At 43.6% G+C, this 19,302-nt stretch carries 15 protein-coding genes; 1 reads left to right on the top strand and 14 read right to left on the bottom strand.

The window, feature by feature from the left end; translation table 11 throughout:
* Nucleotides 1–206: 206 nt before the first annotated feature.
* From HOP45_RS13320 to citZ, 11 genes are all read right to left on the bottom strand, one after another.
* The gene (locus tag HOP45_RS13320) at nt 207–1,241 is read right to left on the bottom strand and encodes a glyceraldehyde-3-phosphate dehydrogenase (protein WP_181349796.1); all 1,035 of its coding nucleotides are present in this window, start codon (nt 1,239–1,241) and stop codon (nt 207–209) included.
* 198 nt (nt 1,242–1,439) lie between these two features.
* Entirely contained in the window at nt 1,440–2,039 is a 600-nt protein-coding gene (gene coaE, locus HOP45_RS13325; protein WP_181349797.1) for a dephospho-CoA kinase, read from the bottom strand.
* Nucleotides 2,040–2,054: 15 nt separating this feature from the next.
* Nucleotides 2,055–2,675, bottom strand: coding sequence for a sporulation membrane protein YtaF (gene ytaF, locus HOP45_RS13330; RefSeq protein ID WP_181349799.1), 621 nt, complete (start codon nt 2,673–2,675; stop codon nt 2,055–2,057).
* A gap of 62 nt (nt 2,676–2,737) precedes the next feature.
* On the bottom strand, nt 2,738–3,562 hold the full coding sequence (gene mutM, locus HOP45_RS13335) for a DNA-formamidopyrimidine glycosylase (RefSeq protein ID WP_181349801.1): 825 nt from the start codon (nt 3,560–3,562) through the stop codon (nt 2,738–2,740).
* Nucleotides 3,563–3,579: 17 nt separating this feature from the next.
* The gene (polA, locus tag HOP45_RS13340) at nt 3,580–6,222 is read right to left on the bottom strand and encodes a DNA polymerase I (protein WP_181349803.1); all 2,643 of its coding nucleotides are present in this window, start codon (nt 6,220–6,222) and stop codon (nt 3,580–3,582) included.
* A 307-nt stretch (nt 6,223–6,529) separates the two neighbouring features.
* Nucleotides 6,530–8,281, bottom strand: coding sequence for a two-component system histidine kinase PnpS (pnpS, locus tag HOP45_RS13345; RefSeq protein ID WP_181349805.1), 1,752 nt, complete (start codon nt 8,279–8,281; stop codon nt 6,530–6,532).
* Nucleotides 8,282–8,977 (bottom strand): response regulator transcription factor, encoded by a 696-nt coding sequence (locus HOP45_RS13350; protein ID WP_181349807.1) that lies wholly within the window; start codon nt 8,975–8,977, stop codon nt 8,282–8,284.
* A 1,062-nt stretch (nt 8,978–10,039) separates the two neighbouring features.
* Nucleotides 10,040–10,516: a MaoC/PaaZ C-terminal domain-containing protein gene (locus tag HOP45_RS13355; protein WP_181349809.1), complete on the bottom strand. Its 477-nt coding sequence runs from the start codon at nt 10,514–10,516 to the stop codon at nt 10,040–10,042.
* A gap of 75 nt (nt 10,517–10,591) precedes the next feature.
* Nucleotides 10,592–11,530, bottom strand: coding sequence for a malate dehydrogenase (mdh, locus tag HOP45_RS13360; protein WP_181349811.1), 939 nt, complete (start codon nt 11,528–11,530; stop codon nt 10,592–10,594).
* A 21-nt stretch (nt 11,531–11,551) separates the two neighbouring features.
* Nucleotides 11,552–12,823, bottom strand: a complete 1,272-nt coding sequence (icd, locus tag HOP45_RS13365; RefSeq protein ID WP_181349813.1) for an NADP-dependent isocitrate dehydrogenase — start codon at nt 12,821–12,823, stop codon at nt 11,552–11,554.
* Between the two features lie 103 nt (nt 12,824–12,926).
* On the bottom strand, nt 12,927–14,042 hold the full coding sequence (gene citZ, locus HOP45_RS13370; RefSeq protein ID WP_181349815.1) for a citrate synthase: 1,116 nt from the start codon (nt 14,040–14,042) through the stop codon (nt 12,927–12,929).
* Between the two features lie 557 nt (nt 14,043–14,599).
* On the opposite strand from citZ, the gene ytvI reads away from it, so the two are divergent.
* Nucleotides 14,600–15,715, top strand: a complete 1,116-nt coding sequence (gene ytvI / locus HOP45_RS13375; protein WP_181349817.1) for a sporulation integral membrane protein YtvI — start codon at nt 14,600–14,602, stop codon at nt 15,713–15,715.
* A gap of 105 nt (nt 15,716–15,820) precedes the next feature.
* On the opposite strand, the gene HOP45_RS13380 is transcribed toward ytvI, so the two are convergent.
* The 3 genes from HOP45_RS13380 to pfkA form a co-directional block, all read right to left on the bottom strand.
* On the bottom strand, nt 15,821–16,213 hold the full coding sequence (locus tag HOP45_RS13380) for an FxsA family protein (RefSeq protein WP_181349819.1): 393 nt from the start codon (nt 16,211–16,213) through the stop codon (nt 15,821–15,823).
* A 213-nt stretch (nt 16,214–16,426) separates the two neighbouring features.
* Nucleotides 16,427–18,190 (bottom strand): pyruvate kinase, encoded by a 1,764-nt coding sequence (gene pyk, locus HOP45_RS13385; protein ID WP_181349821.1) that lies wholly within the window; start codon nt 18,188–18,190, stop codon nt 16,427–16,429.
* Between the two features lie 45 nt (nt 18,191–18,235).
* Nucleotides 18,236–19,195, bottom strand: coding sequence for a 6-phosphofructokinase (gene pfkA, locus HOP45_RS13390; RefSeq protein WP_181349823.1), 960 nt, complete (start codon nt 19,193–19,195; stop codon nt 18,236–18,238).
* Nucleotides 19,196–19,302 lie beyond the last annotated feature (107 nt).

The raw sequence follows: 19,302 nt of genomic DNA on the forward strand, positions 1-19,302 counted from the left end.
CTCACTACGTTGTCATAACTACCACGGGGGAAAGTTAGTCCTGAGAGGTCCTAACCCTTTGAGTAGCCTATGGCTTGCTAGAATTCTAAAGCTAAAAAAAGTATATACGTTTTACCCCGTTTTGGCAAGCATCAGCTGCAAATAATTGTCAAAGGATGGCAACCGTATATCTATTATAGGATACAAGATGGTCAAGTGGCTACTCATTAAGACACTCTCATTTCTTCGGTTTCCAATAACTTGCTTCCCACATACTTGGCTAGATCGACTACACGGCAGGAATAACCCCATTCATTATCATACCAGGCTAATACTTTCACCTTACGATCTTCCATAACAATGGTGGATAATCCATCAACAATCGCTGAGTATTCAGATGTTGTATAATCGACTGAAACTAAAGGTTCATCACTGTATTGAATGATGCCTTTCATCTTATCTTCTTCAGCTCGTCTGAAAGCTTCATTTATTTGTTCAGCAGTAACGTCAGTTTTCAAGTCAACGACCAAATCCACCAACGATACATTCGGCGTTGGCACTCTGAGCGCCATACCATGTAGTTTACCTTGCATATTCGGAAGGACTTCTCCTAACGCTTTAGCGGCGCCAGTGGACGTCGGGATAATAGATTGCGTACACCCACGGGCCCGGCGTAAATCCTTATGCGGATTATCGAGATTCTGCTGATCATTTGTAAACGCATGGACCGTGGTCATCAACCCATTCTCGATGCCAAACTGCTCATCTATCACTTTCACCACCGGAGCCAGGCAATTTGTTGTACACGAAGCATTCGAAATAACGTGGTGGTCTTCCGGATCATAATCTGCTTCGTTTACTCCCATGACGATCGTGGCGTCTACTTGCTTGCCCGGGGCGGTAATGATCACTTTTTTAGCGCCCGCTTCGATGTGAAGTCCCGCTTCCTCTTTCGTGCGGAATTTCCCAGTTGCTTCAATCACAATATCAACGTCCAACTCATCCCACGGCAGTTCTTCGGGATTCCGAGTTGAACACACTTTAATTCGTTTACCATTTACTTCAAGGCTGTCTTCTATCGGTTTAATATCATATTTGAATTGACCGTGGACGCTGTCATACTTGAGCATGTGGGCTAACGTTTCAGCTGGATAACTCGCATTGATTGCTACAATCTCAACATCTTCTTCAGTTACAGCTTTTCTAAACACCATTCGCCCGATTCGTCCCAGCCCATTAATCGCAATACGTGATTTTGACATAAGGAATAACCCCCAATTATGATATACTTTTATATAAGTAGGTGTAAATAGTATAACACATTGGAAGCGCTTTTGGTGTATAAGAGTTGCAAAAAAACGAATTCAGGCTTATCCCTACAAGCTTATCGCCCAAAAAGTCTGAACCCGGCTCGTGCATCAAAAAATGCCTTGCATTGATATACAAGACATTAGATGACATTACAGGATATTCCATTTCGATAAAATATGTTTCAATTGATGATAGGACGATTCTCTGCTTTGGGAATTATCAATGATTTCGTGGGCCATCTCAGCTTTTTCCTTCACTGGAATTTGCGCCTGAATACGCTCCATCGCTTCTGCTTGTGACGACTTGTCGCGGTGCATCAAACGTTCAAGCTGAATCGTCTCATCTACATATACGACAATAATTTTATCGACATAATGAGATAGCTTGCTTTCAAAGAGTAGTGGGATGTCCAATACGACAGCAGGATAGTGTTCAGCTTTATACTGATCTCGTTTTGCAATCATCCGCTCACGCACAGCCGGGTGAACAATGCCATTCAAGGTTTCTCGTTTGCTCTCGTCTTTAAACACGATACTCCCCAGTGCTTTACGGTCGAGTGTCCCATCCTCATGCAGAATGTGGTTGCCAAACGTGTCGATAATCGACTCGTAAGCCTTCTCTCCAGGTTCGACCACTTCTCTAGAAAGCTGATCCGCATCGATCACGGGGATATCGAATTCGCTGAACATGTGAGAGATGGTGCTTTTACCTGTGGCAATGCTTCCTGTTAATCCGATTACAACTGTCATACGAATCCCCCTTATTTATACCAATTTTAAAATGCCAATCGTGATAAGCAAAATGGCCGGCAATAGGCTCATATTATCGATCCACTTGACGTGCCGTAGTCGACGACCTAGATGTGCCCCGATAAACAGCATACCGCTTGTTGCTGCGCCGATACAAACAGAGGTAGCAAAGTGATGAATTCCTATGAATGCAGCACTGATGCCAGCCCCGACAGTATCTAAAGATAGAGCCAGTGCGAGCACGATGACCTCTTTCCCCCGTATCGCTCCCGAGTCATCCATATCGGCTTTTTGCGGATCTTTTAGAATATGAGCTAAATGAGGGACTTCCTGAGATTTTTCCTTGTAGCTTTCCTCATTGCCTTTTAATGGAATGACGATTTGGACGAGTAAATAGACACCTACAGCAATGAGAATGTAAGCCCCAATGCTCTCACTTAAATGAGCAGGGAACATCCCTTTTAAAAATGAAGCAGCAAACATAGAGCTATAAAACACAAAGCCTGATAAGGTTGCAATAATAAAGAGGTTCCAAGCAGAAATTTGAATGTTCTTCAACCCAAACACAATGCCCACACCAAAGCTGTCTATACTGACAGCTATTACAAGCAGAGCTGCAAACAACACCATCCCCATACCTCATCACCTTTATCCGTAACGTTTTGAGATAGTATATGGGAATGGGCAGTCGGTGTGTGTTACTGCTGACACACAGGGCAAAGATGAGTCCCTCGATTACTCACCTTTATCTTAATGATTTCTTCTCCGCACTGTTTACAAGGTGATGCTTCCTGCCCGTAGACAAACAATTCCTTTTGGAACGACCCGCTGGCACCTTCACTGTTCACATAGCTGCGGATCGTTGTGCCTCCTTGAGCCAAGGCTTCCTGCAACGTATCTATAGCAGCTTGTCTCACGCGTTCAGCTTCCAAATAAGTAAGTGTATGTGCGGTTCTTTCGGGGTGGATGTAAGACCGGAATAATGTTTCATCTACATAAATATTGCCGAGTCCTGCCACTACTGTCTGATCTAAGAGCACCGATTTTATTTGGCGCGTAGTATGCTTTAATTTCTCAAATAAATAAGATGCTGTGAACGTTGGATCAAAAGGATCGGGTCCTAAGGTATTAAGCGGTTTATTGTCATAGGCATCTCCCTTATTAAAAACGTGCATCGTCCCAAATTTTCGCACGTCTTGATACCGGAGATCTGTGCCGCTGGCAAAATGGAATAAAATGTGGGTGTGGGGGAGCGCCACTTCCTCCTTGGGATAGACGGCATATTTACCTTCCATACGAAGGTGGGACACCAGCGTGACATCATCCATGTCAAACAATAAAAATTTACCTTTGCGGTTGATCTCGTGAATCGTCTGCCCTTGCAGCAGCATTTTGAATTCATCCGGATCACCTGGCCGTTTAATGATATTGTCCCAAAGGATTGTGGTCTCATCTATGGTTTGGCCAATAACCCGTTCCCGTAACGTTTGTCTGACTGTTTCTACTTCCGGTAGCTCCGGCATGATGACATTCTCCTTACTTATTTAGCATCGAACCAGGTAGAGCCGTAAGAGTAATCGACCTCTAAGGGCACATCCAGAGAAATGGTGCCCTCCATGACAGACTGGACCATTGTTTTCAATTGATCGATCTCGTCTTCAGGGGCTTCCAGGATCAGTTCGTCATGGACTTGCAAGAGTAAATTCGCTTGCATATTTTCCGCTTCAAGTTTCGCATTCAAATCAATCATCGCTTTTTTGATGATATCGGCTGCACTACCTTGAATCGGCGTGTTCATGGCAGTCCGTTCTGCTGCACTCCGGCGATTAAAGTTCCGGCTCGTTACATCCGGAAGATAACGCCTGCGATTCATAAAGGTAGTCACAAAACCCTTTTCTTTTGCTTCTCTTACCGTGTTATCCATGTAGGCTTTGACTTGCGGATAGCTTTCAAAATACCGATCAATGAAAGCCTGGGCATCCTTACGCGAAATGGACAGACTTTGAGACAGCCCATAATCACTGATGCCGTAGACAATTCCAAAGTTGACCGCTTTGGCTTGACGTCTCATGTTCCCATCAATTTCATCTTCCTTGACGCCGAATACTTCCATTGCCGTCTGGGTGTGAATATCCCGCCCTGAATTAAATGCTTCAATCAGTTTTACATCCTGCGACATATGCGCTAAAACGCGCAATTCAATCTGTGAATAGTCACTTGCAAAGATCACCCATCCCGGTTGAGAAGGAATGAACGCTTGCCTTATTTTCCGCCCTTCTTTTAGACGGATCGGTATATTCTGCAGATTCGGATCCGTTGAACTGAGACGGCCGGTTTGAGTTAAGGCTTGATTGAATCGCGTGTGTATTTTTCCCGTTTCCTCATTGACCACTTTAAGCAACCCTTCGATATAGGTCGACTGCAGCTTGCTCAGCTGTCTGTATAATAGGATGTGGGGAATGATCTCGTGTTTGTCTGTCAACTGCTCTAATACATCCGCCGACGTCGAATACCCCGTCTTTGTTTTTTTGATGACAGGTAAGCCGAGCTGTTCAAATAAAATAGGTCCGAGCTGTTTAGGCGAATTCAAATTGAATTGTGTGCCGGCCATTTTATAGATGTCTTCTTTAATAGCTTCTAATCGATCATGAAGCTCCTGCTGCATCTCCTGTAGTCTCTGAACATCTACTTTAACACCAAGATGTTCCATTTTCCCAAGGATGACTGCCAGCGGCATTTCAAGCTCTTCGTAAAGGGTAAATTGTTCGTTTTGCTTGAGCTGCTCTTCAATTTGCTGTTTCAATTCATACAAAAGCGAAGCCTTCCGCACCACGTGCTGGGCGAGCGTTTCATCATCCGGACGCTTCAGTTTAGCTCCTTTTCCATACACTTCTTCGTCATACTGAACCCCCGTAACCCCCAGTCGATGACTGATAGCTGGGATGTCATGGTTATTTTCGGAAGGATTGACAAGATAAGAGGCCAATAATAAATCGAAATCGATCCCCTGAATCTCGATTCCATTCCGGAGCAAAGCGACAATCGTTCCTTTCGCATCAAAAACAGACTTCTTCTGATCACGATCCTCAGCCCATTGTTTAAAGGCTGGAGACGCAGCTGCCTTTTCGATCGGGATGAAGTATTTCCCCGTATCATTTACAATGGCCAACCCTTCAATCGGTGCATAATGGTAATTATCGTCTAACATTTCAATCACTAAGGAATCCTCCCCAGTAAAATGATGCTGCTGCAACTCTTCAGGATAATCCACCGTTAGCTCTTGCAAATGAGGCGATTCAGCTGACTCAGCTTCTTGTTCATCCGACGAAATACGACCTAAAAGGGATTGGAAGCCCAAATCTTTGAAATGGTGGCTCACTTTATAGCTTTCGTAACCTTTAAATTCTAAGTCGGACAAACCAATCTCCAGGGGCGACTGAGTTTGAATCGTCACCAATTCTTTGCTCATGTAAGCATCGCCTTGATGATTTTCAAGTTTTTCTTTCAATTTCTTGCCGCTTACCTGATCAATGTGTTCAAATATAGCTTCAATGGTATCGTACTGTTTAAGTAATTTAACGGCGGTTTTTTCTCCTACGCCAGGGATTCCAGGGATGTTGTCCGAACTGTCGCCCATTAGCGCCTTGAGATCAATAATCTGATCAGGCCGCAGTTCCATTTTTTCCATCATGAAAGCAGGGTCATAAGCCTCTACGTTCGTTATTCCTTTTTTGGTCAGCGTGACGCTCGTTTTGTCCGAAACCAGCTGCAGCAAGTCTTTATCCCCTGAAATGACATTGGTGTCCATTCCTGATGCTTCGGCCTGTTTAACAAGCGTACCGATAATATCATCTGCTTCATATTGTTCCAATTGATAATGGGGTATACTGAAGGCGTCCAAAAGTTCTTTTAGTAATGGAAGCTGCTCTGATAATTCTGGCGGCGTTTTTTGACGCCCCCCTTTATATTCTTTATATGTCTCATGTCTGAATGTCGTTTTACCAGCATCAAAAGCCACCAGCATGTGGGTTGGGCGATCTTCCTCTAAAATCTTTAACAGCATGGTCGTGAAACCATAAATGGCGTTGGTATATACGCCTTTATCATTATTTAATAGCGGTAACGCAAAAAAAGCGCGATATGCGATACTGTTTCCATCAATCAACACTAATTTTTCGGACATGATTCCACTCCTTCATAATAAAAAACGTCTTGGTCTGTCATTTATTCTACCATGTTTAAGCTCAAGAAGGAAAAAGCGTAGTCTTCATTACATGACGGGAAATAAAGGAGATCATGCCAACGAACAAAGGCGCTGGAGACGGCGTGGCTTATTAGGTATGTGTTATCCACGGGGTCCCAAATTTTATCATTTCCCAGACAAAAAAAGACGAGAGTTACTAGAACTCTCGCCCATAAGAAAACACCTTGGATGAAAGGGTTTCAAAGATAGTTTACCAACCATGTTTAAAAAGGGTATTAATGGATTATTAATGTTCTGTAAATTTCTTTGGTAATGTGATGTGAAATGTAGTACCAGCGTCCGGTGCACTGACCACCTCAATAGAACCTTGATGCGCCTCGACGATATGTTTAACAATAGCCAAGCCCAGTCCAGTACCGCCTGAATTTCGGCTTCTTGCTTTATCAACGCGATAAAATCGTTCGAAAATACGGGAAATTTCTTCTTGAGGCATGCCAACTCCTGTATCTGTAATCGATAACGTCACATCTGCTTCACCGTCTACAATACGTATGCCAATCTCTCCATGCTCAGGAGTATAATTGACAGCGTTAGTCAACAGATTGAGAATGACTTGTTTTAACCGGCCAGAATCTCCTTCAATCATGGCGCTTGCTGAAATGTCCTTTTGAATCTTGAGTGATTTCTGCTTGGCATGCTGCTCAATAAGGGGAACCGTTTCCTCTACGAGTTCCACAAAATCGAAGCGTTCGATATCAAGTTGAAAATCCTCTTTCTCTAACCTGGAGAGCTCTAATAAATCCTGGATCAATGATTGCAGACGACCGCTTTCCTTTAATATGATACGTAAGAACTGATCCAGCATCTGTTCATCTTTCATGGCCCCATCCAATAACGTTTCCGAAAACCCTCTGATTGAAGTGATGGGGGTCTTCAATTCATGAGAGACATTGGCCACAAAATCTTTTCTCATTTGTTCTAACTGTTTTAATTCTGTAATGTCATGAAAAACGAGTACGACGCCTTTCCATTTGTGAGACTCACTGAATATAGGAGCACCTGTCACATTTAAATGCTTCCGTTGAATATGGAAGGGTGCGACAAACGTATGGCTGATCGTTTCCTCAAACATGTACACATCTTGAACAGTTTGATGCACCGCATCATAGGGGATTACGTCATAATATATATAACTGACGTACTCATGCTCTTCCCCACCCAGGCTATCAAGAAAAGCCCGGTTCACTAATAAGATGTAGCCTCTTTCATCAATTAGAACAAGTCCGCTCCCCATGTTATTGATGACCGCTTCCAACCTGTTCTCCTGCATACCTTGAGCACTGGTCATTTCCTGCAAATTACGAGCCAGAATATTAATTGACTGACTTAATTCGCCCGCTTCACCAAAGTAGCCTTCATATGTACGGGCTTTATAATCCCCTTGCGCAAGCCGACTTGCCACACTAGAAGCTGAACGAATCGGTTTGATATATTTGGAAAATATATTATAGCCGATAAAATATATGAGAAGGATGCCGAAAAATAGGGTCACCCCGATCAACAACCAAATATTCTTTGTAATATTCCCAAGCGAATGAACGGGTGAGGCGAGTACTAAAGTAGCCGTCTCATTACCTATTTGTATAGATGAAGGATAGTAGAACACATCATCTATTAAAGTACCGCGTTGATTGTGACTTTGATTTGTCACCTGCTCTGTAATCTGATTCTTTTCCTCTTCGGTCACTTCATCCAAAACATCTGAAGTATCCAGCACCAATTGATTGTCTTGGTTGAAAATGAACATCGCAGAATTAAATTGTTCACTCAAGTCGGAGAATTCGGCTTCATCCAATTGTTCATGTGAGTCATAATCCTGCAGATAGTCAACAAAATACGCATGCTCATGCTCAATCCGTTCTTCAAAGAAACTGATGAAGTAGGTTCGTGTCAATTGCGCTAATAAGATGCCTAAGCTGACCATGACCACAACGATTAGAATGGTATAGATGAGCAGTGGTCGGGTATTTGACCTCATTTACTTTGGCTCCTCCATTTTATACCCAAGTCCACGTATCGTTTTGATGTACACTGGTTTCTTCGTATCCGGCTCGATTTTTTCACGCAAATGACTGATATGAACATCTACAATTCGGGTATCCCCGGCAAAATCATAATTCCAAACCTTCTGAAGAAGAAGGTCACGGGAAAGGACTCTCCCTTTGTTCTTAGCCAGATACCATAGTAATTCGAATTCTTTTGGCGTAAACGTTAAGGGAATTTGCTTAATGGATGCTTCATACTGTTCGGGGTAAATCTCTAAATCTGCGATGGTCAATTTAGTATCATGTGTATCTTCAGGATCGCGATCGATTCTCCGCAAAATAGCTTTTATTCGCGCGACAACCTCCCTTGGACTGAAGGGCTTAGTCAAATAATCGTCAGCGCCAAGTTCTAACCCGAGCACTTTATCGAATTCTTCATCTTTTGCGGTCAGCATCAAAATGGGGGTGTGGATTTGTTTTTGCCTTAAACGTTTGCATACTTCCATACCATCCATTTCAGGAAGCATCACATCAAGAACGATCATATCAAATTTAGTCACTTCTGCCTTGGATAAGGCATCTGCTCCTGTATAAGCCACATCACTTTCAAATCCAGCTTGTTCAATATTGTATTTTAATAAGGTCACTATGGACTCTTCATCGTCGACAATCAGCACGTTCTGCTTCATAACCATCACCTCTAATTTGCGTTATCTCCATCATACAATGAAGCGGCACATTTGAACACGGCTCCTTAAAATCTTTACACAATGTTAATAAATGTCTTGATATCCAATTGCCATGCCCTTCGTGACATATTATTTGAAACATTTACTGATTTCCATTAAACCTTACTAACTTGAAACATTGCGACTCAAACCCTCATTGCTGCATTTTAATGAGGGTTGACTCTCTCATTTAACATAACCAATAATAACCATATTATCATCTCATATTATAAAGAAAGGCTCAGTAAAGTTTGTTGTTGATATTTGAAGTGGATAGTTAGCTCGAAACGGAGTCTTTCGCTACAGGGTAAAATTCTATAAGACTCGATTTCGAGATGTTTGTAGGCGTGTAGGGCCGTTGGGGAAGGATTCGCTTTCCTGCGGGGGAACTGCCAAGCTTCTTCAGGATTCGCCTTCCGGGATCTTGCCTTGCTCCTTCTAAATTATAGGGGGTTGCCCTCTAGATCAAAGGGTTGCCTTATTTGACCTATCCAGCTACGGCGTCTAGCGGCTAGTGAGACTTCCCTCGCTTCTGTACGATAAGTCAACATCGAATCACGTCGTTCTTCGTGTTTCCTTTATCTCCTACAGCTCAGTCCAGTCCATACGCCGCTGACCAAGACACCTCCGCTTTCAGAGGGGAGTCTCACCCTTCCCCATCGGCCCTTGCCATATAGGCCTCTCGACATCACTTGGTTGCGCATCTACCTATAGGGAACCGATAGCACATATAATCACGCGTATGAAAGCTTTTTCAGTCAAAGCTTCCTGTTACGGAAGGTCGTTTCGAGCACCTTATGATTGTATGGTGAATGGGAAAACGGTGAGACGCCTGTGGGAATAACATGAGCGGTGAGATCCCGCAAGGCGTAGCCTGAGGAAGCTCACCCCATGCCCACGGAAAGCGATTCGTTTTCCCAGCCAGCATCCGCATACACAAAAATCTCGCAACTGAGTCTTCCACAATAGGGAGGTTTTAGTTGAATTAGCCCACTATATAAAAAATGAAGAGATGCTCATACTTTAATAGAAATTTTCCAGTGAACTTGCGGTCATGGAACGGGGCTCATAGGGAGGCGCAACAGTTAAAGTGCCTTGTAAAATGACGTCTCCTTCTGTATCGAACCCTGTTGCCTCACACAAAACGGTGTGCTCCTCATGTTGTATGTCTGTGATTTCAACGGTAAATTTGACTTCATCGTAATGGTGAACGGGTTTGGGGTAATGAATATGAGATTGAAGAATATGACTCCCCGGACCCGGCAGGTGCATTGAAATGATGGACGATACCATTCCAAACAACATAACTGCTGGCACCACAGGCTGTTTATAAGGGGTTTGGGAAGCATAATCATGCTGAATATACAGCGGATTTGCATCGTCCGTCAATCCAAGATACATCAGTAAGTCCCGATCTTCAATTACATTTGACGCCGTGTAGCTCGAACCGACTTCCAATTCATGGACTTTCTTTCCCAGTTTTCTGCGCTTTCCTAACATACGATCACCTCTTTGAAAACGATTTCCTAACCGTGAAGAAAGAGGATTCGAGGAAAAACCCCGAATCCTCATCGTTTAGTTCAATACGTTGAGTACATCTTTTACGGAATCAGCAGATTTATCTAAATCTTTGCGTTCTTCTTCCGTCAAGTCAAGCTCAATGATCTCTTCAATACCGTCCCCGCCAAGAATGGTAGGGACACCTAAATAAATACCTTCATAACCGTACTCTCCTTCAAGATAGGCAATTGAAGGAATAACACGGCGCTGATCCTTCAAAATCGCTTCAGCCATTTGGACAATTGAAGCGGCCGGGGCGTAATAGGCACTGCCATTTCCAAGCAATCCTACGATTTCTCCCCCGCCTTTACGGGTGCGTTCAACGATGGCGTCTAAACGTTCTTTTGAGATAAGCTTCTCCAATGGAATGCCACCTGCATAAGAATAGCGGATAAGTGGCACCATATCATCTCCGTGACCACCTAGCACAAATCCGGTTATATCTTTCACTGAAAGATTAAGCTCTTGAGCCACAAAGGTACGGAAACGAGACGTATCCAATATACCGGACTGACCAATCACACGGTTCTTCGGCAAGCCAGCTTCCTGGAAAACACTATAAGTCATAGCGTCAACAGGGTTGGTCAGCACAATAACATAGCAATCCGGAGAATATTTTACAATTTCTTTCGTAACAGATTTCATAATCTTTGAATTTGTACTGACGAGATCATCACGACTCATCCCAGGCTTTCTGGCAATCCCTGCGGTAATGATGACAAGGTCAGATCCTTCCGTATCTTTATAATCAGAAGTTCCGGTAACATTGGCATCAAACCCTTGGACAGGTCCAGCTTCTTGCATATCCAGCGCTTTCCCTTTCGTAGGATCTTCCATATCAGGCACATCAACAAGTACAACATCACCAAGCTCTTTTTGAGCTGTCATCAAGGCAGTCGTTGCACCCGTAAAGCCAGCGCCAATTACTGAAATCTTTTTACGCTTGATCGCCATTCCTATTCTCCTTTCGGTGCATCAACCCATGTTTTTGATCAGTTCGTCTCCAAATTCAGAGCATTTCACTTCTGTTGCTCCATCCATCATACGGGCGAAGTCATACGTCACGACTTTGCTGCCGATGGTTTTATCCATGGATTGTGTAATAAGGTTAGCGGCTTCTCTCCATCCCAAGTGCTCAAGCATAAGGACACCTGAAAGGATAACAGAAGATGGGTTCACTTTATCCATGCCTGCATATTTTGGAGCCGTACCATGCGTCGCTTCAAAAATAGCATGGCCAGATTCAGAGTTGATGTTGGCACCTGGAGCGATTCCAATGCCGCCGACCTGGGCTGCAAGCGCATCTGAAATGTAATCACCGTTCAAGTTCATTGTGGCTACCACATCAAATTCTTTTGGACGCGTAAGAATTTGCTGCAAGAAGATATCGGCAATAGCATCTTTCACAATCAATTTGCCGGCGTTTTCAGCTTCGTCCTGAGCTTTATTCGCAGCATCTTTACCTTGTTCTTCAACGATACGATCATACTCCAGCCATGTGAAGACTTTATCACCGTATTCTTCTTGCGCCACTTCATAGCCCCAGGATTTAAAGGAACCTTCTGTAAACTTCATGATATTTCCTTTGTGTACGAGGGTGACGTTTTTGCGTCCTTCGTTCAGTGCATAGTCGATTGCTGCGCGTACGAGGCGCTTTGTCCCTTCTTCTGAAACGGGCTTAATGCCAATCCCAGACGTTTCAGGGAAACGGATATTGGTCACGCCCATTTCATCCTGAAGGAAATCAATGACCTTCTTCACTTCCGGCGTCCCTTTTTGCCATTCGATTCCCGCGTAGATATCTTCAGTATTCTCACGGAAGATAGCCATATCTGTATCTTCAGGGTGTTTAACCGGAGAAGGTACGCCTTCGAACCAACGCACAGGACGCAGGCATGTGAATAAATCCAACTCTTGGCGGAGAGCCACATTCAAGGAACGGATGCCTCCACCGATTGGAGTGGTCAAAGGTCCTTTTATCGCAATCTTGTAATCACGAATCGTATCAAGGGTAGCATTAGGAAGCCATTCTCCAAACTTATCGTAGGATTTCTGACCAGCGTATACTTCTTTCCATTCAATGCTTTTCTCGCCATTGTATGCTTTGTCTACTGCTGCTTCAATAACGCGGCTGGCAGCAGCCCAAATGTCCGGTCCGATTCCATCGCCTTCAATGTAAGGAATGATTGGACGATTAGGTACATTCAAATTTCCGTTTTCTTCTGTAATTTTTGCTGATTGTGTCAAAGTAAAACCTCCTAATTCATGTTGGTATATTTGTCCACTTATCATCATACTTTAATTTATCAGTCATAAAAAGCATGAATTACAAAGAAGCTGCCTTCGAGCTTCAGCGTTCATCTATTGGTGTATACGATTGATTTTTCGGTCCCACATACTCCGCACGCGGTCTGATCAACCGATTGTCATCGTACTGCTCAAGAATATGAGCGAGCCAGCCGGAAACGCGGCTTACAGCAAAGATAGGCGTAAAAATATCATGATCAATGCCGAGGCTGTGGTAAACTGAAGCGGAATAAAAATCAACATTTGCCGGGAGCCCTTTATTCTCTTTAATGAACTCTTCTATTTTGATTGACATATCATAATATTTGGAATGTCCCGTCAGTTCAGTCAGTTCACGTGACATTTCGCGTAAATGTTTGGCACGAGGATCGCCTTTTTGGTAAACACGGTGGCCCATCCCCATAATCTTTTCTTTATTTTCAAGCTTTTTCTTGATTTCTGGAATAGCGTTCTCAACATCACCAATTTCAGTGAGCATCGCCATCACGCGTTCATTGGCACCTCCATGCAGCGGCCCTTTCAAGGCACCGATCGCAGCGGTTACACCAGAATAAATATCAGAGAGAGTCGCAACACATACACGTGCTGTAAAGGTAGATGCGTTAAGTTCATGGTCAGCATGAAGGACAAGCGCTTTATTGAATGCTTCAACTTCAATATCTTCCGGATCCTTACCGTTTAACATATAGAGGAAATTAGCAGCGAAACTCAATTCCCGCTTAGGAGAAACAGGTTCTTTTCCTTTGCGGATACGGGCAAAGGCTGTAACAACTGTTGGTATCTTGGCTTGCAGACGTAATGCTTTACGTTTATTTGCCGTTTCTTCCATAACATCTGATTCAGGATCGTATAGACCCAGCATCGATACGGTTGTACGGAGCGCAGCCATAGGATGTACCGTGGAAAGATCATAGGATTTAAGATGATCGATCACTTCAGTTGGAATATCCATGTTTGAAACAAGTTCTTGTTTAAATTCATTCAACTCGTCCAACTTAGGAAGTCTCTTATTCCATAGTAAGTATATTACTTCTTCAAAGCTTGAATTTTCAGCAAGGTCATCAATGTCATAACCAACGTATGTCAGTTGATCATCAATGATTGAACTGATTGATGATTCCGTCGCTGTAATGCCTTCCAACCCTTTAGTTGATGCCATGTAAATTCTCTCCTTTTTCCAAAAAATTGCAAGGTTAACTTTTTCCAATCCAAGTAAACGCTTTACATTATATATGTTTTTTCTACATAGGAATTCATCCCCACCGACAATTATAAAGTATTACTGACAGAATGTGAAATATTTTTCTTAATATTTACACCACACTGACGGGTCATAAAACATTCATACTTTAAGAGGCCACCTATAACCATACCCCATAAGTACCTTTTACATGCACGTTGGCATGAATCGATAACGAAAGACACTCAAAGTTGAACTGTCTGTAGTCTGATAACCTTTCGCATACCTACCTTGAAGACCCGTTTTTTTATTCAATTGACTCATTAAGCGGTTGTCTATTTTACCTTGCTTCATTCTGCCGTAAGTAACTCCCTATCCTATTAAAAAATTGACGACTAATGGAACACCCTTCTTTTAACTATATTGCAAAAATAATATCCCAGTTAGATTGTTTTAAAACATAATTGAGTTATTAATTGTCTCCTAAAACAATGGGTTAGGGCGCGTTCACTATTAAAAGAGGGAGAAGGGATACTTTGCGACACGAGTTGATGTGGGCCCGTTTATTTATCGTATGTACGGTGACTGTCGTTGCCAGCTTGACCATATATGCCTTACTTCCCTTGCTTCATCCTTTTTTATGGGCATTTTTCATCGCGTGGATTATTAATCCGCTTGTGAAAACAATGCAATGGAAGTGGAATTTTCCACGGTGGACAGCCGTTATAACCGCACTAAGCTTATGCATTGTTTTCTTGTTCAGTCTCTCCATGGTCGCTATGCTCGAAATCATAAACGGAACCACTTATTTAGCCCATTACGTCCCGTCTCATTTTGGACAGGCACTTGACTTTGTACGACAGGTTGTATCGACCCATGTAACAGATTTAATCAATTCAGTCACGCAAAAATTAGGCGGATTTAACGGGACAGAAAGCCCCCAATTCCTCAAACAAATGGATCAACTCGGCATGAGCTTGACTGAAACCGGCACCAATTTCTTAAAGAACGTATTGGAACAAATCCCTGTTTTGTTAAGTCAGCTCCCCGCCTCCTTTACATTTATCATGTTTGTGTTGCTAGGCGTATTTTTTATCAGCAAGGATTGGGACACATTCAACAGCCGGATGACGTCTCTTTTTCCAGGGAAGCTGATTGTGACGCTTGAGCATGTCGTGAATGACCTTAAAAAAACAGCCTCAGGGTATGCTAAGGCCCAGTTTCTGCTCATAATGATTACGGCTTGTCTCGTCGTCATCGGGTTATGGATATTAGACGTCAACCATGGCTTAACCATCGCATTGTTGACCGGTGTTGTAGATATTATTCCTTATCTGGGGACAGGTATCATTTTTATACCTTGGATCGGCTATCTGTTTCTCAGCGGGGAGCAAGAGCTTTGCATCGGCATTGCCATTCTGTATCTTACCATCGTAATCATGAGACAACTACTCGAGCCCAAGCTGCTTTCCCAGCAAATTGGTTTACACCCCTTATTTTTGTTAATCGCCATGTTCAGTGGTTTCCAGCTGGCCGGGTTTTTAGGTTTACTGCTTGGGCCTGTCACCCTCATTGTTGTAAAAAGCATCCATCGCACCGGGGCCACCCACGAACTCTGGAACTATATTAAATACGGTCCTCACTCTTCCTAATAGGGTAACGCGACGCGCGCACTAAAAAAGGCTCTATCCTCGCTTGTTTAAGCACTGCCAAAAAAATAGAAAACTGCTCGTAATAAGCAGCTTTCAATTCTGGGGCTATCTCCGATAAATTGTTATGGTTCCTTTGTCCATCATTTTTCTAATGAGACTGCCAATCACCCGCTTGAGAGGTGTTCGCGTAACGGGCAGCAGGAGTAAAAATCCGATCGCATCCGTAATGAATCCAGGAGTGAGCAAGACGGTACCTCCTACCAAAATGCAGGCGCCATCTAATAATGTGTCTCGAGGCATTTGCCCCATCGACATGGATTGCTGAAAATGACGGATCGTTTCCAATCCTTGTTGTTTAGCTAACCAGGCACCAAGAACCCCGGTTGATATAATTAATAGGATGACCCACCACGGACCGATGATATTGCCGGCCCACACAAGAATACCTATTTCCAAAGCTGGTACAATTATGATTAGAAGTAATAACCAACGAAACATACAATCTTCCCTTCCAAAACCATTTCCTTTTATTATACGTCAACTTCGCCCCCGACAAAACTGAAAGGAATAGATGGGCTGCAATTCCTGAAGTAGAATCACTCCCTGACCCTGGTTGTGGCTTATACAAGGTAGAAAGCCTATCAAAAAAATACCATCTAACCTAACCTTTTAATAAGGCTCAGTTAGATGGTATTTTGGATTGTTCATTAGTTAAAGGACGCTTGCGTGACCTTTGTAGATATCTCCTCGAGAGCTATCGATTGTTAAATCCTCGTGGTCCTCGATCACATTCATTGCATCTTCAACACCGACAACAACTGGAATGCCGAGACTCAGCCCGACAACGGCTGCGTGAGAGGTAAGACCACCTTCCTCGGTGATCAACGCACCGGCTCGTTCGATAGCAGGCATCATATCTTTATCGGTTCCAAACGTGACTAGAATATCTCCTTCTTCAATCCGTCTGTTTGCTTCCTCAGCATTTTTTACAAGTACTGCACGGCCATAGGCACTGGTACGTCCAATCCCTTGTCCTTTTACGAGTACATCACCTACAACATGAACTTTCATCAAGTTCGTCGTGCCGCTTTCTCCAACAGGCACGCCACCCGTAATGATGATACGATCACCGCGTTTAACCAAGCCTGAGGCAAGCCCTCTTTCCACTGCCACATCAAGCATATCATCAGTCGATCGAGCGCGAGGTCCCATGATCGCATGGACGCCCCAAACCAATGAAAGCAATCGGTTGACTCGTTCACTATTCGTGATAGCTACGATGGACGCGCGCGGCCGATATTTGGAAATCATCAAAGCCGTATGCCCGCTTTCCGTAGGCGTAACAATCGTATTCACAGATAGATTAATGGCTGTGTGTGTAACAGACTGGCTGATGGCATCTGTGATGGTCATATCACTTGTCTTTGATCGCGATTCTAAAATAGCTGCATAGTCTAATCCCGTTTCGGTTTTTTCAGCAATGTTATGCATCGTTTGAACAGCTTCAGCAGGATAACGTCCGGCAGCGGTCTCACCCGATAGCATAATTGCATCTGTTCCATCAAAAATGGCATTGGCTACGTCCGATGCTTCTGCACGGGTAGGGCGAGGGTTGCGTTCCATTGAATCAAGCATCTGTGTTGCCGTAATGACCGGCTTCCCAGCCTTGTTACATTGGTGAATCAATTGCTTTTGTACGAGGGGCACATCTTCAGCTGGAATTTCAACGCCCAAATCGCCACGTGCGACCATCAATCCATCGCTGACCTCAAGGATTTCCTTAATGTTATCGACACCTTCTTGGTTTTCGATCTTTGGAATGATTTGAATATGGGTAGCTTCATGCTTTTCGAGCAGCTCACGTATCTCCAGTACATCTGAGGAGCGCCGAACGAAAGAAGCAGCGATGAAATCAACATCTTGTTCAATTCCAAACAGAATATCTTCCGCGTCTTTGTCAGTAATGCCGGGAAGGGTTACACTGACATTCGGTACGTTCACGCCTTTTTTATTTTTCAACAGACCCGAATTTAAGACCGTGGTTTTGATTTCATTGTCATGCTTCTTGATTTCTTCAACCTGAAGTTCAATCAAGCCATCGTCTAGTAAGATTTTGGACCCTTCATGAACATCGTTGATCAATCCAGGAAACGTTACCGATATCCGCTCCTGGTCCCCTTCCACGTCATCCATGCTTACGTATAAGGTGGACCCTTTTTCCAATTGGACGCCTTCGTTTTTCATACGGCCTGTCCGGATTTCTGGCCCTTTTGTGTCTAATAATATCGCCACCGTTTTGCTTGTCTTCTCGGCAGCTTCTCTAATGTTGGCAATGCGGGCTGCATGCTCTTCAAAATCGCCATGAGAGAAGTTCAAGCGAGCGACGTTCATGCCCGATTCGATCAACTCCATAAGTTTTTCTTTACTCTCAGAAGCGGGACCGATCGTGCTCACAATCTTTGTTTTTCTTGTCATCTTAAAATAACCTCCTTCATTCAACTACTTGCTCGTTCATTCTATTTATATAGAAAGTTCCTTGGATAGACGGTACATATCGAAATCAACGGTGTGCTTTTGATTGAGCACTTCCAATATGTCATGATCAACCAGCTGGTTTCGTTCGATACCAACAACACGACCTGCTTTCCCTTCAATAATCAAATCCACCGCAAACGCCCCGAGTCGGCTAGCCAGGACACGATCTGTGGCCGTTGGGGATCCGCCCCTTTGCGTATGCCCAAGTACAGTCACACGTGTTTCCAGATTGGTGGCTTCTTTAATCCGTTGGCCAAACTCCACACCGCTTCCTACCCCTTCAGCAACAATAATGATACTATGTTTTTTGCCGCGATCATGACCTCGCTTGAGACGCTCGATCACTTCATGAAATTCATCCGGCTTCTCAGGGATCAGGACACTCTCAGCCCCATCGGCCAGACCAGCCCATAAAGCAAGATCACCAGCATCGCGCCCCATCACTTCTACAACATAAGTACGTTCATGAGAGGTAGCAGTGTCGCGAATTTTATCAATCGCTTCAATGATCGTATTCAAGGCTGTGTCAAAACCAATCGTGAAATCCGTTCCAGGAATATCATTATCAATTGTACCTGGAACCCCAATACACGGGTAGCCTTTTTCGGTAAGCTTTTTCGCACCCATAAATGAGCCATCTCCGCCTATCACCACAAGGCCTTCAATGCCAAACTTATTTAATTGGTCGATGCCTTTCAACTGACCTTCTTCGGTTTTGAACTCATCACACCGAGCTGAATATAATTTCGTGCCTCCCCGTTGGATGATGTCGCCTACAGAACCTAATTCCATTTTTTCAATGTTTCCTTCAATTAAACCTTGGAAGCCATATTTCACGCCATAAACTTCCATATTATGATAAATAGCCTTCCTCACGACAGCTCGGATTGCAGCGTTCATCCCTGGTGCATCGCCACCGCTCGTCAATACTCCGATTTTTTTCATCGTATCACCTCAACACTTTCTATATGGTAGCTTACATGATAGATAAGAGAATAGTTAATCATTTTAATGTATAAACGTTCTTATAGTTAAAATACACCCGTTCATGT

The sequence above is a fragment of the Thalassobacillus sp. CUG 92003 genome, assembly GCF_013618635.1.
Lineage (GTDB): Bacteria > Bacillota > Bacilli > Bacillales > Halobacillaceae > CUG-92003.

Bases quoted from the DNA above. Each gene is read 5' to 3' on its own strand.
- HOP45_RS13320 (WP_181349796.1), bottom strand. From the start codon at position 1,241: ATGTCAAAATCACGTATTGCGATTAATGGGCTGGGACGAATCGGGCGA.
- coaE (WP_181349797.1), bottom strand. From the start codon at position 2,039: ATGACAGTTGTAATCGGATTAACAGGAAGCATTGCCACAGGTAAAAGC.
- ytaF (WP_181349799.1), bottom strand. From the start codon at position 2,675: ATGGGGATGGTGTTGTTTGCAGCTCTGCTTGTAATAGCTGTCAGTATA.
- mutM (WP_181349801.1), bottom strand. From the start codon at position 3,562: ATGCCGGAGCTACCGGAAGTAGAAACAGTCAGACAAACGTTACGGGAA.
- polA (WP_181349803.1), bottom strand. From the start codon at position 6,222: ATGTCCGAAAAATTAGTGTTGATTGATGGAAACAGTATCGCATATCGC.
- pnpS (WP_181349805.1), bottom strand. From the start codon at position 8,281: ATGAGGTCAAATACCCGACCACTGCTCATCTATACCATTCTAATCGTT.
- HOP45_RS13350 (WP_181349807.1), bottom strand. From the start codon at position 8,977: ATGAAGCAGAACGTGCTGATTGTCGACGATGAAGAGTCCATAGTGACC.
- HOP45_RS13355 (WP_181349809.1), bottom strand. From the start codon at position 10,516: ATGTTAGGAAAGCGCAGAAAACTGGGAAAGAAAGTCCATGAATTGGAA.
- mdh (WP_181349811.1), bottom strand. From the start codon at position 11,530: ATGGCGATCAAGCGTAAAAAGATTTCAGTAATTGGCGCTGGCTTTACG.
- citZ (WP_181349815.1), bottom strand. From the start codon at position 14,042: ATGGCATCAACTAAAGGGTTGGAAGGCATTACAGCGACGGAATCATCA.
- HOP45_RS13380 (WP_181349819.1), bottom strand. From the start codon at position 16,213: ATGTTTCGTTGGTTATTACTTCTAATCATAATTGTACCAGCTTTGGAA.
- pyk (WP_181349821.1), bottom strand. From the start codon at position 18,190: ATGACAAGAAAAACAAAGATTGTGAGCACGATCGGTCCCGCTTCTGAG.
- pfkA (WP_181349823.1), bottom strand. From the start codon at position 19,195: ATGAAAAAAATCGGAGTATTGACGAGCGGTGGCGATGCACCAGGGATG.